The organism is Maribacter spongiicola (assembly GCF_004364165.1).
Taxonomy (GTDB): domain Bacteria; phylum Bacteroidota; class Bacteroidia; order Flavobacteriales; family Flavobacteriaceae; genus Maribacter; species Maribacter spongiicola.
Genome location: NZ_SOAY01000010.1, coordinates 132,556 through 152,679, shown reverse-complemented (window position 1 = coordinate 152,679; position 20,124 = coordinate 132,556). Strand labels below are relative to the sequence as shown.

At 36.2% G+C, this 20,124-nt stretch carries 14 protein-coding genes; 12 read left to right on the top strand and 2 right to left on the bottom strand.

Annotated features, from left to right (window positions below):
• Positions 1 to 29: 29 nt before the first annotated feature.
• The gene (gene nirB, locus CLV90_RS01380) at positions 30 to 2,549 is read right to left on the bottom strand and encodes a nitrite reductase large subunit NirB (RefSeq protein ID WP_133685736.1); all 2,520 of its coding nucleotides are present in this window, start codon (positions 2,547 to 2,549) and stop codon (positions 30 to 32) included.
• Positions 2,550 to 2,673: 124 nt separating this feature from the next.
• On the opposite strand from nirB, the gene cobA reads away from it, so the two are divergent.
• From cobA to CLV90_RS01320, 12 genes are all read left to right on the top strand, one after another.
• A complete protein-coding gene (gene cobA / locus CLV90_RS01375; RefSeq protein ID WP_243835239.1) occupies positions 2,674 to 3,447 on the top strand; it encodes a uroporphyrinogen-III C-methyltransferase in 774 nt (257 codons plus the stop codon).
• A 248-nt stretch (positions 3,448 to 3,695) separates the two neighbouring features.
• Positions 3,696 to 5,123, top strand: a complete 1,428-nt coding sequence (locus CLV90_RS01370) for an MFS transporter (RefSeq protein WP_133685734.1) — start codon at positions 3,696 to 3,698, stop codon at positions 5,121 to 5,123.
• 12 nt (positions 5,124 to 5,135) lie between these two features.
• The gene (locus CLV90_RS01365) at positions 5,136 to 5,894 is read left to right on the top strand and encodes a Crp/Fnr family transcriptional regulator (RefSeq protein WP_133685733.1); all 759 of its coding nucleotides are present in this window, start codon (positions 5,136 to 5,138) and stop codon (positions 5,892 to 5,894) included.
• A 250-nt stretch (positions 5,895 to 6,144) separates the two neighbouring features.
• Complete coding sequence (locus CLV90_RS01360; RefSeq protein WP_133685732.1) at positions 6,145 to 7,533, top strand: CmpA/NrtA family ABC transporter substrate-binding protein; 1,389 nt, start codon at positions 6,145 to 6,147, stop codon at positions 7,531 to 7,533.
• Positions 7,534 to 7,623: 90 nt separating this feature from the next.
• Positions 7,624 to 8,667, top strand: coding sequence for an ABC transporter permease (locus CLV90_RS01355; RefSeq protein ID WP_407943375.1), 1,044 nt, complete (start codon positions 7,624 to 7,626; stop codon positions 8,665 to 8,667).
• 19 nt (positions 8,668 to 8,686) lie between these two features.
• On the top strand, positions 8,687 to 9,526 hold the full coding sequence (locus CLV90_RS01350) for an ABC transporter ATP-binding protein (protein ID WP_133685730.1): 840 nt from the start codon (positions 8,687 to 8,689) through the stop codon (positions 9,524 to 9,526).
• An 11-nt stretch (positions 9,527 to 9,537) separates the two neighbouring features.
• On the top strand, positions 9,538 to 10,362 hold the full coding sequence (locus tag CLV90_RS01345) for an ABC transporter ATP-binding protein (protein ID WP_133685729.1): 825 nt from the start codon (positions 9,538 to 9,540) through the stop codon (positions 10,360 to 10,362).
• A gap of 34 nt (positions 10,363 to 10,396) precedes the next feature.
• The gene (locus CLV90_RS01340) at positions 10,397 to 11,677 is read left to right on the top strand and encodes an alginate export family protein (protein ID WP_133685728.1); all 1,281 of its coding nucleotides are present in this window, start codon (positions 10,397 to 10,399) and stop codon (positions 11,675 to 11,677) included.
• A gap of 111 nt (positions 11,678 to 11,788) precedes the next feature.
• On the top strand, positions 11,789 to 12,460 hold the full coding sequence (locus CLV90_RS01335; RefSeq protein WP_133685727.1) for a response regulator transcription factor: 672 nt from the start codon (positions 11,789 to 11,791) through the stop codon (positions 12,458 to 12,460).
• Between the two features lie 117 nt (positions 12,461 to 12,577).
• Complete coding sequence (locus CLV90_RS01330; protein WP_133685726.1) at positions 12,578 to 13,255, top strand: hypothetical protein; 678 nt, start codon at positions 12,578 to 12,580, stop codon at positions 13,253 to 13,255.
• A gap of 337 nt (positions 13,256 to 13,592) precedes the next feature.
• Entirely contained in the window at positions 13,593 to 17,123 is a 3,531-nt protein-coding gene (locus tag CLV90_RS01325; protein ID WP_133685725.1) for a nitrate reductase, read from the top strand.
• An 11-nt stretch (positions 17,124 to 17,134) separates the two neighbouring features.
• A complete protein-coding gene (locus CLV90_RS01320; RefSeq protein ID WP_133685724.1) occupies positions 17,135 to 18,571 on the top strand; it encodes a rubredoxin in 1,437 nt (478 codons plus the stop codon).
• Between the two features lie 322 nt (positions 18,572 to 18,893).
• Here the strand turns inward: CLV90_RS01320 and CLV90_RS01315 are convergent, their stop codons facing one another.
• Positions 18,894 to 20,105, bottom strand: coding sequence for a Pycsar system effector family protein (locus CLV90_RS01315; RefSeq protein ID WP_133685723.1), 1,212 nt, complete (start codon positions 20,103 to 20,105; stop codon positions 18,894 to 18,896).
• Between the last annotated feature and the right edge of the window lie 19 nt (positions 20,106 to 20,124).

Genomic DNA, 20,124 nt, shown 5'->3' with positions numbered 1-20,124 from the left:
ATTTTAGAAATTCGTTGTTTAAAACGTAGTTAGACCCATTTTTCTGGCATTTTTTGTTCTCTTAATGGAACAAAAACTAAGTTGTCATCTTCTTCTTCACTATTTACAAAATGATTAAAACGCTTCATCATTTCTGGATCGTTAATAGCTTGTGTCCATTCACACTCAAACTTATTAACTAGTGTTTGCATTTCATTTTCTAAGTCTTCTGCAATACCTAATTTATCATCTATAATTACTTCTTTTAAGTAATTAAGTCCACCTTCTAAACGTTCTTGCCATGCTGCCGTTCTTTGTAAAGGTTTTGCAGTACGCATGTATAACATTAGGTAACGGTCAATGTATTTAATTACGGTTTCATTATCTATTTGTTCTGCAAATAATTCGGCATGTCTTGGTGTAGCGCCACCATTACCGCCAAGGTATAGGTTCCAACCACCTTCTACGGCAATTAAACCAAAATCTTTTCCACGAGCTTCGGCACATTCACGAATACAGCCAGAAACACCACCTTTAATTTTATGTGGAGCACGTATTCCTCTATATCTATTCTCCAATTCAATACCAAAACTTACACTTTCAGCCATACCGTAACGACACCAAGTAGAACCCACACAAGTTTTTACTGTACGTAAAGATTTTCCGTAGGCATGCCCGCTTTCAAAACCCTGGTCTATTAAATCTTTCCAAATTAATGGCAATTGGTTTAAGGTAGCACCAAATAAATCAATACGAACACCACCAGTTACTTTGGTATATAAATCATATTTCTTAGCAATTTCTCCTAGTGCAATTAACTTATCTGGTGTAATTTCTCCACCTGGTACACGAGGAACAACAGAATACGTTCCATTACGCTGAATGTTTGCTAAGAATCTATCATTAGAATCTTGTATGGCATACTCTTTATTAGCAGTATCTGCATTAATACTAGCCATCAAAGAAGCAACAACCGGTTTACATAATTCGCAGCCATGACCACCGTTTCCGTGATTATCAAGAACATCATTAAAAGTTTTATAGCCTTTTACTTGAATGATTTTATATAGGTCTTGTCTGTTTAAATCAAAGTGCTCGCAAATTGAATCTTTAACTTCTATACCTAATGATTTTAGAGTAGCCTCTGTAAGGTCTTTTACCATGGGTTTACAGCCACCACAACCAGTACCTGCTTTAGTACAACTAACCACATCGGCAAGGTCTTTAGATTCACCACTCTCAATAGTACCGCAAATTTGTCCTTTTGTAACATTTTCACAAGAACATATTTGTGCTTCATCTGGTAAATCCATAACATCACCAAAAGAACCACCACCTTCGCTTGCAGGTAGAATTAATTGAGAAGCATCTTCAGGAATAGCCATTCCGTTTAAAAATATTTGGTGCAGCATGCTATAATCTGATGCATCACCAACTAGAATACCACCTAATAAGGTTTTGCCATCAAGGCTTACATTTATTCTTTTATAAAGGTGCTGTGTTTTATTTTCAAAAATTATAGAGTGTCCTTTTGCTGCAGGCATAAAAGGCTCGCCAAAACTAGCAACATCAACCCCAATTAACTTTAGTTTGGTCGACATGTCTATCTCTTCGGGCATTAGTGTTTCTGTTTTACCAATAATTTGGTCTACTGCCACACCTGCCATATCGTATCCAGGGGCAACTAATCCATATATCATTTGATTGTAAAGAGCAATTTCGCCTATAGCATATATATTACTGTCAGATGTTTGCATTTTGTTATCGACAACAATACCGCCACGAACACCAACTTCTAATCCAGAACTTCTGCCTAGCTCATCTCTTGGGCGAATACCTGCAGAGACTACTAATATTTCAACATCTAAAACATCATCTTCTCCAAACTCCATTCCTGTAATGTATCCATCATCTCCAAGAATTTGATTGGTAGCTTTACTTAGGTGTATGTTTAAACCAATAGATTCTAGTTTCAATTGTAGTACTTGACTACTTCTAGAGTCTAACTGTCTCGGCATTAATTTTGGTGCGAACTCTACTATGTGTGGTTCTAAGCCCATATCCATGACCGCTTTACCAGCCTCTAATCCTAGAAGTCCGCCACCTAAAACAGCAGCTTTTGCATTTGGGTTCTTTGCCTTTATTTTAGCGGCGTACGCCAACATGCCTTCTAAATCTTCAATAGTTCTATATACAAAAACACCTTCTTTTTCAACACCTTTAATAGGAGGTACAAAAGCAGATGATCCTGTTGCTAAAACCAGATAGTCATAAGAAAACGCTCTGTCTTTGGCTGTGGTTATGGTTTTATTAGTTCTATTGATGTCGGCAACGCGTTCATCTACAATTAATTCTATCCCATTTTCTGCGTACCATTCTGCCGGAGCCATTTCTAGAGCTTTAGCATCTTGGTTTTCAAAAAATTCACTTAGGTGAACTCTATCATATGCAGGTCTGGGCTCTTCTCCAAAAACAATAAGTTTAAATTGTTTGCTTTCTTCTTTAGCTACAAACTTCTCACAAAATTTGTATCCTACCATTCCATTACCGACAACTAGTATAGTTTTCATACGCTTACTTATTTAGCTACAGAGCAATATTACGTATAAATACGTATATATTCTATATTTATATCAGAAAAAATACGTATTCTTGTTGTTGAATCGATAATTAATAAAGCTAAATACTATGAAGATGGAATTAGAGAAAACGGCAAAAGTAAGTTTAGTAGGAGCAGGTCCTGGAGCTAAAGACCTAATAACAGTAAGGGGTTTAAAGGTATTGAACGAAGCTGATGTTATATTATACGATGCATTAATTAGTGATGAACTATTATCTGAACTACGTACCGATATACCTAAAATATATACAGGAAAAAGATGTGGAAAACACTCCCATACTCAAGATGAAATCAATGAACTTATAGTAAAATACGCATTTGAGTTTGGACATGTAGTCCGTTTAAAAGGCGGAGATCCATTTGTTTTTGGCAGGGCAAATGAAGAGATAGAATATGTAGAAGCATTTGGTATACCTGTAAGTATTATACCCGGTATTTCAAGTTCAATTGCCGTACCATCTAGTCAAGGAATACCTATGACCAAAAGAGGGGTAAGCAGTAGTTTTTGGGTAATGACCGCTACTAAAAAAGATGGTACAATTTCACAAGATTTGCAATATGCAGCAAAATCATCTACCACAATGGTCATATTAATGGGGATAAAAAAGCTAAGTAACATAGTAGATGAGGTTAGTAAATACAGGGGTAGAATGACGCCCGTTGCCGTAATTCAAAACGGAACCACAGAAAATGAAAGCTGCGTTGTGGCTACCTTAGATAGTATTCATCAACACCAATCATCCATAGATACAAATATGCATGGAATTATAGTAATAGGTGATGTAGTAGCCGATCATCCATCTTTCTTTGAAGAAGAAGTACAGCGTATATTGCATGATGCTATTTAAAGCATATCTCTTCCTTTAAATACTACTTTCTACGTAGCAATTTTACAAAACAACTTCTTGTTTTAAATCTGAAATTCCGAATAACTGATTTTCGTCTTATTGAAATTCCGAATGTGATAATGGACCGGTCGCAATAATTAAAATTGTGTAATTATACGTAGTAAATGGTCAAATTATTTAAAACTACGTATAATTACGTATTAAATAGTTTAGGTTTGTACTGAGTTATAAACGAAACCTTTACTATTATGGAAAATCAATCTAAAAAATCCACAACCTTAAAGTTAACTGATTTGAAAAGTATGCCAATACGTACTTTTTGGATTACATCAATAGCATTCTTTATATGCTTCTTTGCTTGGTTTGGTATTGTACCATTTATGCCAGATGTAGTTAAGGATTTAGGTTTGACTCCCGATCAAAAATGGAATTCTATAATATTAGCGGTTACGGGAACTGTTTTCGCTAGACTATTGATTGGTAAGCTTTGTGATAAATATGGCCCTAGATTGTGTTATACCTATTTGTTGATTTTAGGGGCCATACCTGTAATATTGATAGGATTTGTTCAAACACCTACGCAATTCTTAATATGTAGATTGTTCATAGGGTTTATTGGTGCATCGTTTGTAATTACTCAGTTTCACACTTCAATTATGTTCGCCCCTAATATTGTTGGTACTGCCAATGCTACTTCAGCAGGATGGGGAAATTTAGGTGGTGGTGCCAATCGTCTTGGTATGCCATTAATTGCTGCTGCAGTAGTAAGTTTTGGAGTTGCAGATGAAATTGCTTGGCGATATTCAATGATCATTGCTGGTGTAATTGCGATGTTAATGGGTGTTGTGTATTACTTTTTTACGCAAGATACTCCCGAAGGCAATTTTAAAGAATTGAAAGAAGCTGGCAAAATGCCGAAGCTTAAAAAAGATGAAGAATCATTTATAAGTGTATTAAAAGATTATAGAGTGTGGATTCTTTTCATTGTATACGCAGCATCTTTCGGTATGGAACTTACCGTTTATGGTACTATGGATGATTACTTGCAAAACACATTCGGACTAACAAGGTCTACAGCAGGTAATTTGGTTCTTTCATTTGCACTCATGAATATTTTTGCCCGAACCTTAGGCGGCTTTTTCGGTGATCGTTTTGGTAGATTAAAAGGATTACGTGGCAGGGTTCTTTTCTTGACCATAATACTAGCACTTGAAGGTATTATGCTTTCAACATTTTCTTTAGCTACAAGTTTTACAATGGGTATTATATTCTTAATTGCTTTTAGTGTTACGGTACAAATGGCAGAAGGTGCAACTTTCTCGGTAGTACCATTTATAAACAAAAAAGCAATTGGTTCCATATCTGGTATTGTAGGTGCAGGTGGTAATGTAGGTGCCTTTTTAGCGGCACTTTTATTGAAGTCTAAATCAGCATTGGCAGAAACCAAAGCATTAGCGGCGAATGCTAATTTAGGAGAAGAGGCTATGAAGGCGGCACAATCTGCAGCTGCATCAGGAGCAGTTTCTAGCGGTTACTTTATTATTGGTGGCTTTGTAATTGTTACCGCATTGACAACCTTGGCAATCAAATTCTCGGCAGAAGATGAAAAACAGGTGAAAGAAGAATTGAGTACAGTTAACAAGCCTGTAATTGATTTATCTCCAAGTACTATATAAATAAGATTAACTATGCGTACAGGCACAACAAACATATCAAAGTTCTCTTCCAATAATTCGGAACTACTTGATAGTGCCTGTGGTATTTGTACCAATAAGAAATGCCTAATTCAAAAGAATATTCATTCTTCTAATATTGACGAATTAGTACAAGCAAGAAAAGAAATAAAATGTAAAAAAGGGCAGCAGTTTATCATGGAAGGTGCTTCTGTTACCGGACTATTTTTTCTGCTAAGTGGCAAGGTCAAAGTATTAAGAACTGGTCTTCATGGTAAAGAACAAATTGTTCGCTTTGCAACTCCGGGTGAAATTATTGGGCATAGAGGTTTTGGCACAGAAGAAACCTACCCCATAAGTGCTATTGCTTTGGTAGATTGTACACTCTGCTATTTTTCAAAAGAAGTATTACAGCAAACATTAAGAGAAACACCTACCCTAACATATGATTTCATGTTGTTTTATGCGAACGAACTTAATCGCAGTGAAATCCGAGTAAAATCGCTATCTCAAATGACGGTTAGAGAACGGGTCATTGATACTTTATTATATATCAATCGTAAGTTTGGGCAAACCAACGGATTTTCTTCCCTTTTATTAAGTAGACGAGAGTACGCGGATTATGCCGGTACTACAGAAGAACAAGTCATAAGAATGTTCTCTATTCTTAAAAAAGAAGGCCTATTGATTACCAAAGGCAAAAGAGTAGGTATTTCTAATATTGAATTACTTAAAAAAGAAATTTCAGAACATAATTTCTACTTAGACAGCTAATAGTACGTACTCCTTTTATTCTTCTATTTACGTAGTTAACACCACTCATTTTTGTACATGTAAGTTTCTGTAAAACAATGTTTTATTATTTAAAAACTGTTTTTTGGCAGTTTTTAATATGGTTTTTTAAGAGGTTGTAATGTGTTTTAAAAAGAGGTTTAAACCTCGCTAATATCATTTATGAAAAATGCTGTTACGTATATATTTGTAGAAATAAGTATTAATACGTAGAACACTAAATTATAAGATTATGAAAAACATTTTTACCTCATCTATTTTAACGCTTTCCCTCGCCTTGGTATTTACGGCTTGTGGAGATACAAAGAGTAAGAAAGCCGAATCGGTTGCTGAAGAAGCGGTAGCCTCAAAAACTAAAATGTTGGATATTGAAAAGCCTCAATTAACATTTGGTTTTATAAAACTTACAGATATGGCGCCTTTGGCCATTGCAAAAGAAAAAGGCTTTTTTGAAGAAGAAGGACTTTTCGTTTCGGTAGAAGCACAATCTAACTGGAAAAATGTTTTAGACCGTGTAATCGATGGTCAATTAGACGGATCACATATGTTGGCAGGTCAGCCAATTGCTGCAGGAGCAGGTTTTGGTAGACAAGCAGAATTGGTTACTCCATTTTCAATGGATTTAAATGGTAACGGAATTACGGTATCTAACGATGTTTGGTCTAAAATGAAGCCAAATGTACCTGCAGATTCTGATGGCAAGCCAATTCACCCAATAAAGGCAGATGCTTTAAAACCGGTAATTACATCGTATAAAAATGAAGGGAAACCTTTTAAAATGGGAATGGTCTTTCCGGTTTCTACTCACAATTACGAATTGCGTTATTGGTTAGCTGCAGCAGGTATTCACCCAGGTATGTATACTGCAGATAATGTTCAAGGGCAGATAGATGCCGAGGTTTTACTTTCTGTTACGCCTCCGCCACAAATGCCAGCTACATTAGAGTCAGGTACTATTTACGGATACTGTGTAGGTGAACCTTGGAACCAACAAGCGGTTTTTAAAGGTATTGGTGTACCGGTTACAACAAACTATGACATCTGGAAAAATAATCCTGAGAAAGTATTTGTAATGACGAAGGAATTCGTAGAGCAAAATCCGAATACAGCCATAGCGGTAACCAAAGCATTGATCAGAGCTGGTAAGTGGTTAGATGAACCAACTAATAGAGCTGAAGCGGTAGAAATATTATCAATGTCACAATACGTAGGTGCACCAAAAGAAGTGTTGGCAAATTCTATGACAGGTACATTTGAATTTGAAAAAGGAGACAAGCGCGAAATGCCAGATTTCAATGTTTTCTACAAGTATAACGCAACATATCCATTCTATTCTGACGGTATTTGGTTCTTAACACAAATGCGTAGATGGGGTCAAATTCCTGAATCAAAATCTTCTGATTGGTACGCAAGTACAATAAAAGATATCTACAGACCAGATATATGGAAAAAAGCCGCAGATCTTTTGGTTGCAGAAGGGCAGATACCAGCAGCAGATGTTCCAGATACAGACGGTTACAAAGCAGCAACTGCAGACTTTATAGATGGCACAAGCTATGATGCCAAAGATCCAATTGGGTATATCAATAGTTTTTCGATCGGAAACAAAGACAAGAAATAATTAAAGTAATTCATTGACCTAAAATTAAATAGTATGGAACAAGAAATGGTTTTAAAAAACGAAAATAGTTTGTCTTCTAGTTTGAAGCAAATGCTTTTGAAACTTACGCCAAGTATTAAAAAAGATGGCATTATAAAATCCTTAAAAAATACTGGTATAACACTTCTATCCATCTTAATGTTTATTGGTTTATGGCAAATGGGTTCTAAGGCACTTTACAATAAAGAAGCAGATTACAGAATTGAAAAAGCGCTAACGGAAAGAGGCGAAGAGGCTGCTGCTGCAGAACGTGCATGTATTGAATCTGGTGACAGTAGTTGTCAGCCAAATACATTGCCATCGCCTTCTCAAGTATGGGCTTCACTACAATCGTTAATAGCGGATCATAATTTAATTGGTGCAAAGAAAAATGCATTTGCTAAGAAAATGGCGGCTACTAATGAAAAAATGATTGCTGAAGGTAAAGATCCAATTGTATATACAGGTAGAGCCTCATTTGTAGATATAGTCTTAACAAGTATAAAAACAGTATTTGCCGGTTTTCTTTTAGCAATGTTTATCGCAGTACCTATAGGGATAATTATAGGTCTTAGTCCGTCATTACGAAGCGCCTTCAATTGGTTCATTCAAATATTTAAACCAGTATCGCCAGTGGTATGGTACCTGTTGGTTTTTATGATCGTAAAGACATTGTATATCGGTGATAGTTCTGATAATGCATTTGTTATCTCATTTATTAGTGTTGGTCTTTGTGCCATGTGGGCAACGTTGGTCAATACGGCTATGGGTGTTGCATCTGTAGATAAAGATTATATCAATGTTGCCAAGGTATTAAAGCTGGGCACTTTTCAAAAAGTGTTCAAGGTAATTTTACCTTCTTCGTTACCACTGATTTTTACGGGACTACGTATTACACTTTCTGTGGCTTGGATGGTATTGATCGCGATTGAACTTTTAGCACAAAGTCAGGGATTAGGGCTTTTCGTTTGGGAAGAGTTTCAAAACGGGGCTAACGATTCTAACTCAAAAATCATTGTGGCAATGTTCGTCATTGGTATCATTGGTTTCTTGTTAGACAGACTGATGCTGGCTGTACAGAATATGGTTTCTTTCAATAAAAATGAAATGGCATAACGCCTTCAAAAGATAGAACATGGCATACTTAGAACTAAATAATATATACAAAACCTATGGTGAGGGAGAGAACAGTACAGAGGTACTTTCTAATATCAACCTTACTATGGAAGAAGGAGAGTTTGTTGCTATTGTAGGCTTTACCGGAAGTGGAAAAACCACTTTGGTAAATCTTATAAACGGTTTGTTACAACCAACTAGCGGTGAGGTGCTGTTTAAAGGAGTTCCGGTTACAGATACCAGTCATGAACGTGGCGTGATTTTTCAAAACTATTCGCTTTTACCATGGCTAACGGTAGGTCAAAATATTTACATGGCCGTTAAAGAGGCTTTTCCTAAAGAGAGTAAAAAAGTGCTGATGGAAAGGGTAAAAGAGTATGTAGGTATGGTAAACCTTAGTCCTGCAATCAATAAAAGACCAAAAGAATTATCTGGTGGTATGCGACAAAGGGTTGCGGTAGCCCGTGCCTTGGCCATGAATCCTGAAATGATCATTATGGATGAACCTTTAGGAGCCTTAGATGCTTTGACCCGAGGAAACCTACAAGATGAAATTTTGAATATCTGGAGTCAAGACAAGCGTACGGCATTGTTGATTACTAACGATGTTGACGAAGGTATTTATATGGCAGATAGAATAATTCCTTTAAAACCAGGTCCGAATGCAACTTTAGGTCCCGAGTTTAAAATTAACATTGAAAGACCAAGGGATAAAACGGCAATGAACGATAATCCTGAATACAAGAAAACGAGAAACGCCATTATTGAATACTTAATGGATATTGGTGATGAAAGAAAAACAGTTTCTGATGTAGAATATAAATTACCAGAGCTAACGCCTAAAAGCTTTGTAGCCTAAAGAAATAGCAAATGAACACAACACAACAATCTAACGAAGTATATTCAGAAAATGGCATTGTCTATCCTGATAATGTAATGCTTGACCTTTCTAATTTAAAAAAGGTATACCCAACCCCAAAAGGAGATTATGTGGTACTTGAAGATTTGAACCTGCAGATTCTAAAAGAAGAATTTGTAACCATAATTGGGCATTCGGGTTGTGGTAAAACAACCATGCTTTCTATGATTGCAGGGCTGAACCCTATCTCTGGCGGTAATATTTCAGTACTGGGAAATCCGGTAAAAGGTCCGGGTCCAGATAGAGGGGTCATATTTCAATCTCCAAGTTTAATGCCTTGGATGACGGCCTTGCAGAATGTATTACTTGGGGTAAATCAGGTTTTTCCGCATGCAACTAAAGGGCAGCGTCAAGACATTGCCAAATACTATTTACATAAAGTAGGTCTAGAAAATGCCTTCCACAAAAAAGCATCAGAATTATCTCAAGGTATGCAACAACGTGTAGGTATTGCCAGAGCATTTGCCATAAAGCCAAAAGTATTATTGCTAGACGAGCCTTTTGGAATGCTAGATTCTTTGACCAGGGGAGAACTGCAAGATATTCTCATAGAAATTTGGAACAAAGAAAAGATTACTGCGGTCATGATTACACATGATGTCGATGAAGCCATCTTTTTAGCAGATCGTGTGGTGATGATGACCAGTGGACCAAGTGCTAAAATCGGAGATATCCTATCCATAGATTTTGAAAGACCACGAACTCGTAAATCCGTTTTAGAGAACGATGATTATTACACGTACAGAAAACACCTAATAGACTTTTTAGAACACTAACAAATAACTCAATCAAACATTAAAAATTACGATTATGAAAAAGCAATATTTACTCATCACCTTATTGTTTCTGGCAGCAAATTCAATTTATGCCCAATTTACCTTAGACGGGCAGTTTAGACCAAGAACAGAATATAGAAATGGTTTCGGAAGCCTAATTCCTGATGCTGCAGATGCCGGTTTCGCAATTTCTACACGTGCACGTTTAAATGCAAAGTATGAATCGGAAGCATATCAATTTTATTTAAGCATACAAGATGTAATGGTTTGGGGTGAGAACAGACAAATTTTACCAGATGACCAGAACGACTCTTTTGCTGTATTTGAAGCATGGGCAAACATTAATTTAGGCAAAGGCTGGTCTACTAAGTTAGGTAGACAAGTAATTTCATATGACGACCAGCGTATTTTCGGCGGATTGGATTGGGCGCAACAAGGTAGAAACCATGACGCGGGACTTTTAAAGTATAAGAAAGATAAATTTATGTTAGATGTAGGTCTTGCTTTTAGTCAAGATTTTGATAACCCAACAGGATTTCAATCTGTAGGTACAGCTTATAATACATCTGGTTTTTTTACCTATAAAACCATGCAATATCTATATGCCAAACAACAATGGGATAAATTCTCTGGTAGTATTTTGGCATTGAATAACGGATTTCAAAATTTCGATACCGAAGGTGCTGCAGACGGTGTAAGCAATCTACAGACAATTGGTACGCACTTAAATTTTAAACAAGGGAAATTCAATGCGAAAGCTAACTTATTTTTACAAACAGGAGAAAGACAAAACGAAGTGAAATCCAGTGCGTATTTATTAGGTTTGGAATTGGGTTATAAAGCAAGTGATAAAGTGATGTTGGGTGTAGGTACGGAAGTAATCAGCGGTAACAAGGCTGATACTACAGATAAAACAGAAGCATTTTTTCCTTTATACGGAACCAACCATAAGTTCAACGGATTCATGGATTATTTCTACGTAGGTAACCATGCTAATTCAGTGGGTCTTTTTGATATTCATGCAAGCGCAAAATTCGATTTAGGAAAGCAATCTAGTTTATTGGTGAAAGTGTTGAACTTTAGCGGAGAGCAAGAATTACCAAGCGGAGAAAAATCTTTGGGTACCGAAATTGATTTGGTATTTGCCAAGAAATTCAATGGCTACGGTCTTGCAATCGGATATTCTCAAATGTTCGCTGCAGATGGTATGTATGAACTTAAAGGGGTTACAGAAGATTTAGCGGAAAGTAGTCAAAACTGGGCTTGGGTACAATTAACGATCAAGCCTCAATTTTTGAATAGCAAAAAAGAATAGAGTTTTACAAGAATTTAGTTAGTTATACGGTCTATACAGCATTGGTTGTGTAGGCCGTATTTTTGTTTTTAAAATATGTAATTTAGCACGGTACGTATAATTACCTATATTTTGAGTGAAACAACGAGGATAGTATTGGCAGATGATCACGCTTTGGTTAGGGACGGAATCCGTTCTTTATTAGAATCTGAATCTGATTTGGAAGTGATCGGTGAAGCATCGAATGGTAAAGAAGCTATTGAATTGGTAGCGAAGGTAAATCCTGATCTTTTAATCATTGATATTAGAATGCCCGTTATGAACGGTATTGATGCCGTAGCTGAATTGACCAAAAGCAATTCTGAAGTGAAGACCATTATACTATCTATGCACGACTCAGAAGAATACATTTTAAAATCTATTAGCTCTGGTGCAAATGGGTATTTATTGAAAGATACCGATAAATCAGAATTCATTAAGGCAATACATACCGTTAGAGAAGGCGGTAAATACTTTAGTGGAGACATAAGTAATGTTTTGGTCAATAACTTATTGGGAGCAAAAAAAGAGGTCGTTAAAGAAGAGTCACCTCGTAAAAGTGCTAATAATGTTTTTGATTTAACGAATAAAGAATTGAAAGTATTAGAGTTGGTATTATCTGGTTTAACCAATCAACAGATATCAGAAAAACTTCAAAATAGTAAACGTACTATTGAGACACATCGTTTTAATTTAATGCGTAAGATGGATGTAAAAAACCTCATTGACCTTTCTAAAAAGGCACAGAAGCATAATTTGATTTAAGAACTTGTTTGGTTGTTGGTTGTAATGGTAAAAAATATTTTCGGAGATAAATATCTTTAGGACTTAATTTGGATACAAAAAACAAAAACTTCACTTACGCCCCAAGAAATTAATTCTATGACTACCACAGAAAAACGTAAAATATTATTTGACAGTCTACTACCCATATTACAACCTTTAGAATATAAATCATTCAAAACAGGTGGCAATCCTTGTTTTATTTATTTTAAAAACGGTATCGCCATCAAAATCGGTTTCAATTTTTTTGATATGGGAGACATTACATTTTCTGGTTTTGGTATAACTCATTATGAAGTTGAAGATTATATTTTAGATCTGGATTATTTTCAGGATTTTTTTAAAGAGAAAAAACGTCATCATTTACCTACCGTTTACGATTGGACTACTAAAGGAACTTTTGGGTTTAATGCAACTACTCATGAGGAAATTGAGCAAGGTATTGAACTAATCAAAAATTACATCAACGGTGATGGTAAAAAGTTTTTAGATAACTATTTGTATTTGCCGAACATTCTAAAAAGAATGGATGAGCTTGAAAATCAGGGTATACTCTGGCATGATAGAAAAAATAATGGCATTTTAGCAGGTACGCTAGATGCTAATTTTAGAGGTTTAATTATTTCTAAACTATGTAATGACAAAAATTATGAATCGAAAAAAGCGATAGTAGATTTAAAATTAGAAAAACCAAACTATGCTAATTGGAAACCCTATTACGAAAAGCTCAAGACTGTTTTACCTTCAATACAACCAAAATATAATTTAGATAGTTAATAAAGAACAGAGGTTGTTACTAGTTCAAGCGATAATATGCTTTACCGCATTATTGCTGTGATGATGGCATTTTTAGCAAAATTTTCTCAAGAAATGTCCGTAGTTAAGACAGTCAATTCCGCTTGAAAGTATTCTCAGTACAGTTCACTCAGTCAACATTCCATTTTAACATTTCAACACCTCACTTTCCTATTTATTGATCCATTCTCAGTCTTAAGGCAGAATAATTGCGGATCACTCGATTATACGCAGAACATTTACGATAAAAAAGTACGTATTTATACGTACTTTTTATAATTTGCAGTATACTTCTGAACCATTCTTTATCACTGATAAAATGAATAGTAATAAAACTCATAAAACAATATGTTCCTATTGCGGTGTTGGCTGCGGTATACTTGTAGATGTTGACGCAAAAGGAACTATTTCGGTAGATGGTGATTCCGATTACCCATCTAATAAAGGCATGCTGTGTAGCAAAGGACGTAATCTTAACTACGTAGCTCAAGACACTACCGATAGAATTCTATATCCAGAAATGAAGTGGAGCAGAAATCACCCCTTGCAACGTGTTTCTTGGGATGCCGCTTTTGAGCGTGCTGCCGCAGTATTTAAAAGCATTATTGCCAAACACGGTCCGGACAGTGTAGGGTTTTATGTGTCTGGTCAGTGCTTAACGGAAGAGTACTACCTCATCAATAAACTAACAAAAGGGTTTATAGGTACGAACAACATAGACACCAATTCTAGACTATGTATGAGTTCTGCCGTGGTAGGGTATAAGAAAACATTGGGCGAAGACTCCGTTCCAATTTCATATGAAGATATTGAGCTGGCAGATTGCTTCCTAATTGCAGGGGCTAACCCGGCATGGTGCCATCCTATTTTATATAGAAGATTGGAAAAGCATAAAGAAGAGAATCCGCAGGTAAAAATAATTGTTGTAGACCCACGTAAAACACAGACGTGCGCAGGGGCAGATTTACATTTACAGATATTACCTGGTACCGATGTTATTCTTTTCAATGCCATTGCCCGCCGATTAATTGAGAAAAGAAAAATAGATTCCGCCTTCATAAAAAAGCACACCGCAAATTATGAGGCGGTTAAAGAAATGGCCTATACGCTAACCCTTAAAGAAGCCGCAAAAAAATGTGGTATTCCTGTAGGTGATATTCGTAAAGCTGCCGAATATATCGGTAATGCCAAAAAGTTCATTAGTATGTGGACTATGGGGTTGAACCAAAGTGTTATTGGTGTAGCTAAAAATGTATCATTACTAAATTTGTCACTTTTAACGGGGCAAATAGGCAAACCAGGTGCTGGTCCGTTTTCATTAACAGGTCAGCCAAATGCCATGGGTGGTAGAGAAGTCGGTGGGATGGCAAGTTTATTGGCGGCACATAAAAATTTAGGAAATGCGGCGCATAGAAAAGAAGTGTCAGACTTTTGGGGAGGTGGCGAAATACAAGCAGAGCCAGGGTACACGGCAACAGAAATGTTCGATGCCCTCAATGAAGGAAAGTTAAAAGCAGTTTGGATCGTTTGTACCAACCCTGCGGTAAGTATGCCTAATTCTAATAAAGTAGAAAGAGCTTTAAAAAAGGCAAAATTTGTGGTAGTTCAAGATATTTCTCATAACTCAGAGACCACAAAATTTGCCGATTTATTATTGCCTGCAGCAGGGTGGTTAGAGAAAGAAGGTACCATGACCAATTCAGAAAGGCGCATAAGTCATTTGCCTAAAGTAATAGATGCACCAGGTGAAGCTTTACCCGATGCAGAAATTATATGGCGTTTTGCTCAGGCAATGGGCTATAAAGGCTTCGATTATAAGAATAGTAGTGAGGTTTATGACGAGCACTGTTTATTGACAAAAGGCACGGAAATAGACATTTCTGGTTTATCATATGAGCGTTTGATTAATGAAGGAAGTTTTCAGTGGCCGGTACCTCATAAAACACATAAGGGTACACCAAGATTATTTACGGATCGTAAGTTCTTTACCAATGACAAGAAAGCACATTTTAATGCACCATCGACATTGTATAATAAGTCTGAAGAAACCGATAATAACTATCCGCTAATTTTGAATTCTGGGCGCGTTCGTGATCAATGGCACACCCGAACCAAAACAGGTAAAGTAAAAAGGTTATTGACCCATATACCGCAGCCTTATCTAGAAATGAATGCAGTAGATGCTTATTTGAGAAAAATAAAGGAAGGCGATATTGCGGTTGTAAAAAGCCGAAGAGGCCAAGTGCAGGTAAAAGTGCAGCTCAATTATGATATTCGAGAATCGGTGGTTTTCTTACCCATGCATTGGGGTAAAGTATTGAATAATGATTTTGGAAGGGCAAATAACCTAACCAACGATTTGGTCGATCCCGTGTCAAAAGAGCCAGATTTTAAATACTGCGCCGTTGAGGTTACCAAGTTTGTAAAAGAAAAACAGAAAGTAGTTGTAATTGGTGCAGGTGCTGCGGCATACCGCTTTATACAATCGTACAGAGAAAAAAATAGTATTGACGAATTACACGTCTTTTCAAAAGAGAAAGATCCCTTTTATAATCGTGTATTACTACCTGAATATGTTAGTGATGAGCTTTCGTGGGAAGCCTTAGAGAAGTTAAAAGATGGCGAGTTACAAAAGCTAGAGGTCTCTTTACATAAGGGTATTGGTATCGACAATATTGATGCAGAAAATAAAACAGTTTTAGATTCTGACGGAAAAGAGCACAGCTATGATTTGTTGATCATGGCAACCGGTAGTAGGGCATTTATACCAAGTGATGTACAAATACAATTACCGGGTCGTTTTACCATGCGCGAAAGAGGCGATGCAGATAAACTTAGAAAATATTTGTCAGAAACTGGATTGCAGGCAAAAGACCAGAATGTGGTTATTGTAGGTGGCGGATTACTAGGATTAGAGCTTGCCGCCGCTTTAAAGAAAATAGATATTAATATTCATATCATTCAACGTGCACCGCGTTTAATGGAGCGTCAATTAGATACTATTGCCAGTCGTTTATTGGCAGAAGATGTGGTAGAACGAGGTATAAATCTGTATTTCGATAATGAAGTAAGTACTGTTTTTGAAGATAAGGATCAAAAACATAGCTTATCTGTAAATCTTAAAACAGGGCGTTCTATTAAGTGCAACGCCATAGTTTATGCTATTGGTACAAGACCGAATATAGAATTGGCAAAACCTACGGGGATCAAAACCCGAAGAGGTGTGGTCGTAAATTCGTACTTGCAAAGTTCTGATCCATCGATATTTGCTTTGGGAGAAATTGCGGAGTTCAAAAACTCACTTTTCGGTATTACCTCAGCTGCCGAGCAGCAAGCAGATATTGCGGCTAATTTTATACTTGGGGACTTTAGTAGTATCTACAATGGTTCGGTATTGATGAACATTTTAAAGTTCGAAAATCTGGATCTCTGCAGTATCGGTATGGTGAATTCACCCATAGGAGATTCTTCTTATGAAGAAATTATTTTAATGGATGTGAGCAAGCGCTTTTATAAGAAGTGTATTGTAAAAGATGATACGTTAAAAGGTGCCATTTTATTGGGTGATAAAAATGAGTTTGCAGAATTTAAAAGACTAATAGAAGAAGAAATCGAACTATCTGAAAAACGAAATGAGTTGCTGCGTGGAGCATCGACCTCTGTACCGCTAAAAGGTAAATTGGTGTGTTCTTGCAGCCAAGTTGGTGAAGGCAATGTAATAGATGCCATAAACGGTGGATGCTCAGATTTCAACAAACTATGCTCAGAAACCGGTGCCGGTTTGGGCTGCGGAAGTTGTAAGCCCGAGATTAAAGATGTATTAAAGAAACAACTGGTATTAGCAAATTAAAATAGCGAGACATGAACGATGATCTTCATAGAATACTGATAAAAGGTGGTGTTACATCTCCTGGTGAATTGAAAGATATTATTACCATGCTGGAGTCTGCCGGACTCACAAGTGTGAATTTTGGGTCTCGACAAGATATTTTGTTTCCACTAAAGGATGCAAAAGAAGAACAGCTAGAAAGTATCTCGAAATTCAACACCGATATTATTGCTAATCGTACTTATCAGAACATTGTAAGTTCGTATGTATCTGCAGATATTTTTGATATGACGCATTGGTTAAAGGGTTCTACCTACTTATATATTTTAGAAGGATTTGATTTTTTGCCGAAGTTGAAAATCAATATTACGGATCCAAAACAACGCTTGGTTCCTATTTTTAGTGGTAACCTCAACTTTATAGCATCTGAACAAGAAGATTATTGGTACCTGAATATTAAACTACCACACTGGAAATCATCAGCTTTTTATCCCGTGCTTATTTATAGTTGGGATATCAATTCTATTTCAAAACAGATCGAAGAAATTTATGAAGATATTACCGATATAGATGAGTTGTTCTTTGTGATGAACAAGAACCTAGAAACCAACAACAAAACTATGGAAAAGGAATTGAAGGTTCCTTTTCAGACATTTCCGTATTATGAAGGCATGAACCGTTTGGGATCAGATATGTATTGGCTTGGTCTTTATTGGAGAAACAATAAATATGACCTTTCCTTCTTAAAAGAATTCTGTGGCTTTTGTTTGGATAATAGTATTGGTAAAATCTGTATTACTCCGTGGAAATCTTTTGTTGTAAAAGGTATTAAGAAATCTAGCAGACCTGCCTTAGAGCGCTTTTTAGGTAAAAGAGGAATCAATGTAAGGCACTCTCAATTAGAGATGAATTGGCATGTACCTATTGATGATGGCGAGGCGTTGGAGTTAAAGAAGTATTTGGTTCGAAGTTTTGATCAAAATGATATAAGTACTTACGGACTCACTTTTGGTATCAGCAATGAGGTGGGTAAACGTTCGCACTTTGCCTCGGTGATTATTGAAAAGAACAGCTTACCCACCATTGTTAAAGAATTTGAAGTCCGCCCAACATATAACGTGCTGCATTTTGAGCATTTTGATCCTAATAGTCAGAAGTACATTACCTATGCCCAAGATATTGATAAGATAGAATTACCTGGGTTGTTGATGGAATTAAGTAAAATGTACTTCGATCAATTAGGTCGCGCCGAAGATGATGAAGAAACGACAAGTGTTGAAGTTATAGAAGCAACACAATCGTTATATCAATGCCAAGACTGCTTAACGGTTTATGATGCGACCTATGGTGATAAAGAGTTTAATATTGCCTCAGGTACCAAATTTGAAGATATTGATGACGCGTATGAGTGCCCCATATGTTCGGCTCCAAAAGCTACATTTAAAAAAGCTATGATTCAAATGAGCTAAGTGTAAGTTGTTGAATTATAATCGTCTAGCTTTATCGTGAAATGTTAAGAAAATCGTAATAAAGGCAAGAAATTTAGTTATATAGTTAATCCCGAAACCCGTTTCGACATAATTTTGTGGTATAATCTTAAATAGACCACCGCTCATGACCAGGGTAAATATAAATAATCAAACTAAAGAGCCAGCATTGGCAAAAGCTTTAAAGTTCACTATTGTAATTGCTGCAATCGGCATTTTGTTGTGTATACTTTTAATGACTTTCGGAGTCTAACGAATGCACTTAACGTATTCTTTCTAAATGCAGATAGAATAGCCTTTTTAATTATGGCTGCATCACGGGGAGTTCCAAGATTCTTTCGGGACCATAGAATTTAAGCGCGATGCCAAATACGATTACTGAAATTATCATACCTACCATGAAAACGGTATAGGTCCAACGTAGAATTCGATATTTCCTTTCCAAAACAACACCCAAAAAATAAAGATCTTTGGTCAATGAACTGTAGATATAGTCTTTATCTTTAATAAGTTCGTTCATTGCCCAATTATACTGCTCTAATTTCATTTTATGAAAATTACCGAAGAATAATAAGTTCACTTTTTTGGTAGTTACCTCTTCTTCGGTAAATTGACCGGTAGTAATGTTCGGCTTCGTCGCAATAATGGACATAACCATAGAAACAACGCTAAAAATTATAAAGACAAATGTGGGATAAAAGAGATAGTCATTAGTGGGATTATCTAATTTTGGAACCAAATTTGCCAATGCCATTGAAATAATTATGGCATTCACGGAAAGTAATATGTTTGCCTTCGTATCTGCAATATCGCTAAGTTTTAAGTGATTTTGTAAAGTAACCCTATACAAGGTCTGTATTCCCCTATCTGGTAACTCTCCCTTAAATTTCGCTTTTAGGCTTTCTTTTTTAACTAGCTCTTTGTGTTTCTTTTTGGCCTTAATGAGTTTTTTAATATTCTTGTCTTTTCCTTTTTGCCAATTAGCAATCGCATATTCTGTATAAAAACGATGTTTTGTACGTAGTAGAATAATATTCTCATCTCGCCAATCTGCAGAAGTTTTACTTTGTTTACCTAAAAGAGAAAGCTCTTCTCGTAATAATTCTGTAGTAGCTATAAAGTTCTTTACATGAAAATGAGAAGAATCGGCATCGCGTATAATTTTCTCTAATTCATTTTTTGGCTCGTAATTCTTTTTGGTAGCCATAATAAGGCTACAAACCTGAGCTATAAATGTATCTTGGCTTTTGTGTTGAGCTAAGAAGTCTTTAGCTATCTTACAGCTATGCTCTTCATGATTTTCGTTAGAAACAGTGTAGCCAAGGTCATGCAACCAAGCAGCAACTAAAAGTAACTCGCTTTCTTCATCGCCAATTTTTTCGCCTTCAATGAGTTCTTTTGTACCATCTACAACACGCTGTGTATGTCTAAGATTATGATAGAGAAATCTTGGATCGATATTGTCACTCAATTTTGCAGTGGCAAACACTTCAACTTTAGAAACTATTTTAGACATGTTTTTTTTATATGATCGA

Bases quoted from the DNA above. Each gene is read 5' to 3' on its own strand.
- CLV90_RS01340 (WP_133685728.1), top strand. From the start codon at position 10,397: ATGAAAAAGCAATATTTACTCATCACCTTATTGTTTCTGGCAGCAAAT.
- CLV90_RS01370 (WP_133685734.1), top strand. From the start codon at position 3,696: ATGGAAAATCAATCTAAAAAATCCACAACCTTAAAGTTAACTGATTTG.
- CLV90_RS01345 (WP_133685729.1), top strand. From the start codon at position 9,538: ATGAACACAACACAACAATCTAACGAAGTATATTCAGAAAATGGCATT.
- CLV90_RS01350 (WP_133685730.1), top strand. From the start codon at position 8,687: ATGGCATACTTAGAACTAAATAATATATACAAAACCTATGGTGAGGGA.
- CLV90_RS01325 (WP_133685725.1), top strand. From the start codon at position 13,593: ATGAATAGTAATAAAACTCATAAAACAATATGTTCCTATTGCGGTGTT.
- nirB (WP_133685736.1), bottom strand. From the start codon at position 2,549: ATGAAAACTATACTAGTTGTCGGTAATGGAATGGTAGGATACAAATTT.
- cobA (WP_243835239.1), top strand. From the start codon at position 2,674: ATGGAATTAGAGAAAACGGCAAAAGTAAGTTTAGTAGGAGCAGGTCCT.
- CLV90_RS01365 (WP_133685733.1), top strand. From the start codon at position 5,136: ATGCGTACAGGCACAACAAACATATCAAAGTTCTCTTCCAATAATTCG.
- CLV90_RS01320 (WP_133685724.1), top strand. From the start codon at position 17,135: ATGAACGATGATCTTCATAGAATACTGATAAAAGGTGGTGTTACATCT.
- CLV90_RS01315 (WP_133685723.1), bottom strand. From the start codon at position 20,105: ATGTCTAAAATAGTTTCTAAAGTTGAAGTGTTTGCCACTGCAAAATTG.
- CLV90_RS01360 (WP_133685732.1), top strand. From the start codon at position 6,145: ATGAAAAACATTTTTACCTCATCTATTTTAACGCTTTCCCTCGCCTTG.
- CLV90_RS01355 (WP_407943375.1), top strand. From the start codon at position 7,624: ATGCTTTTGAAACTTACGCCAAGTATTAAAAAAGATGGCATTATAAAA.
- CLV90_RS01330 (WP_133685726.1), top strand. From the start codon at position 12,578: ATGACTACCACAGAAAAACGTAAAATATTATTTGACAGTCTACTACCC.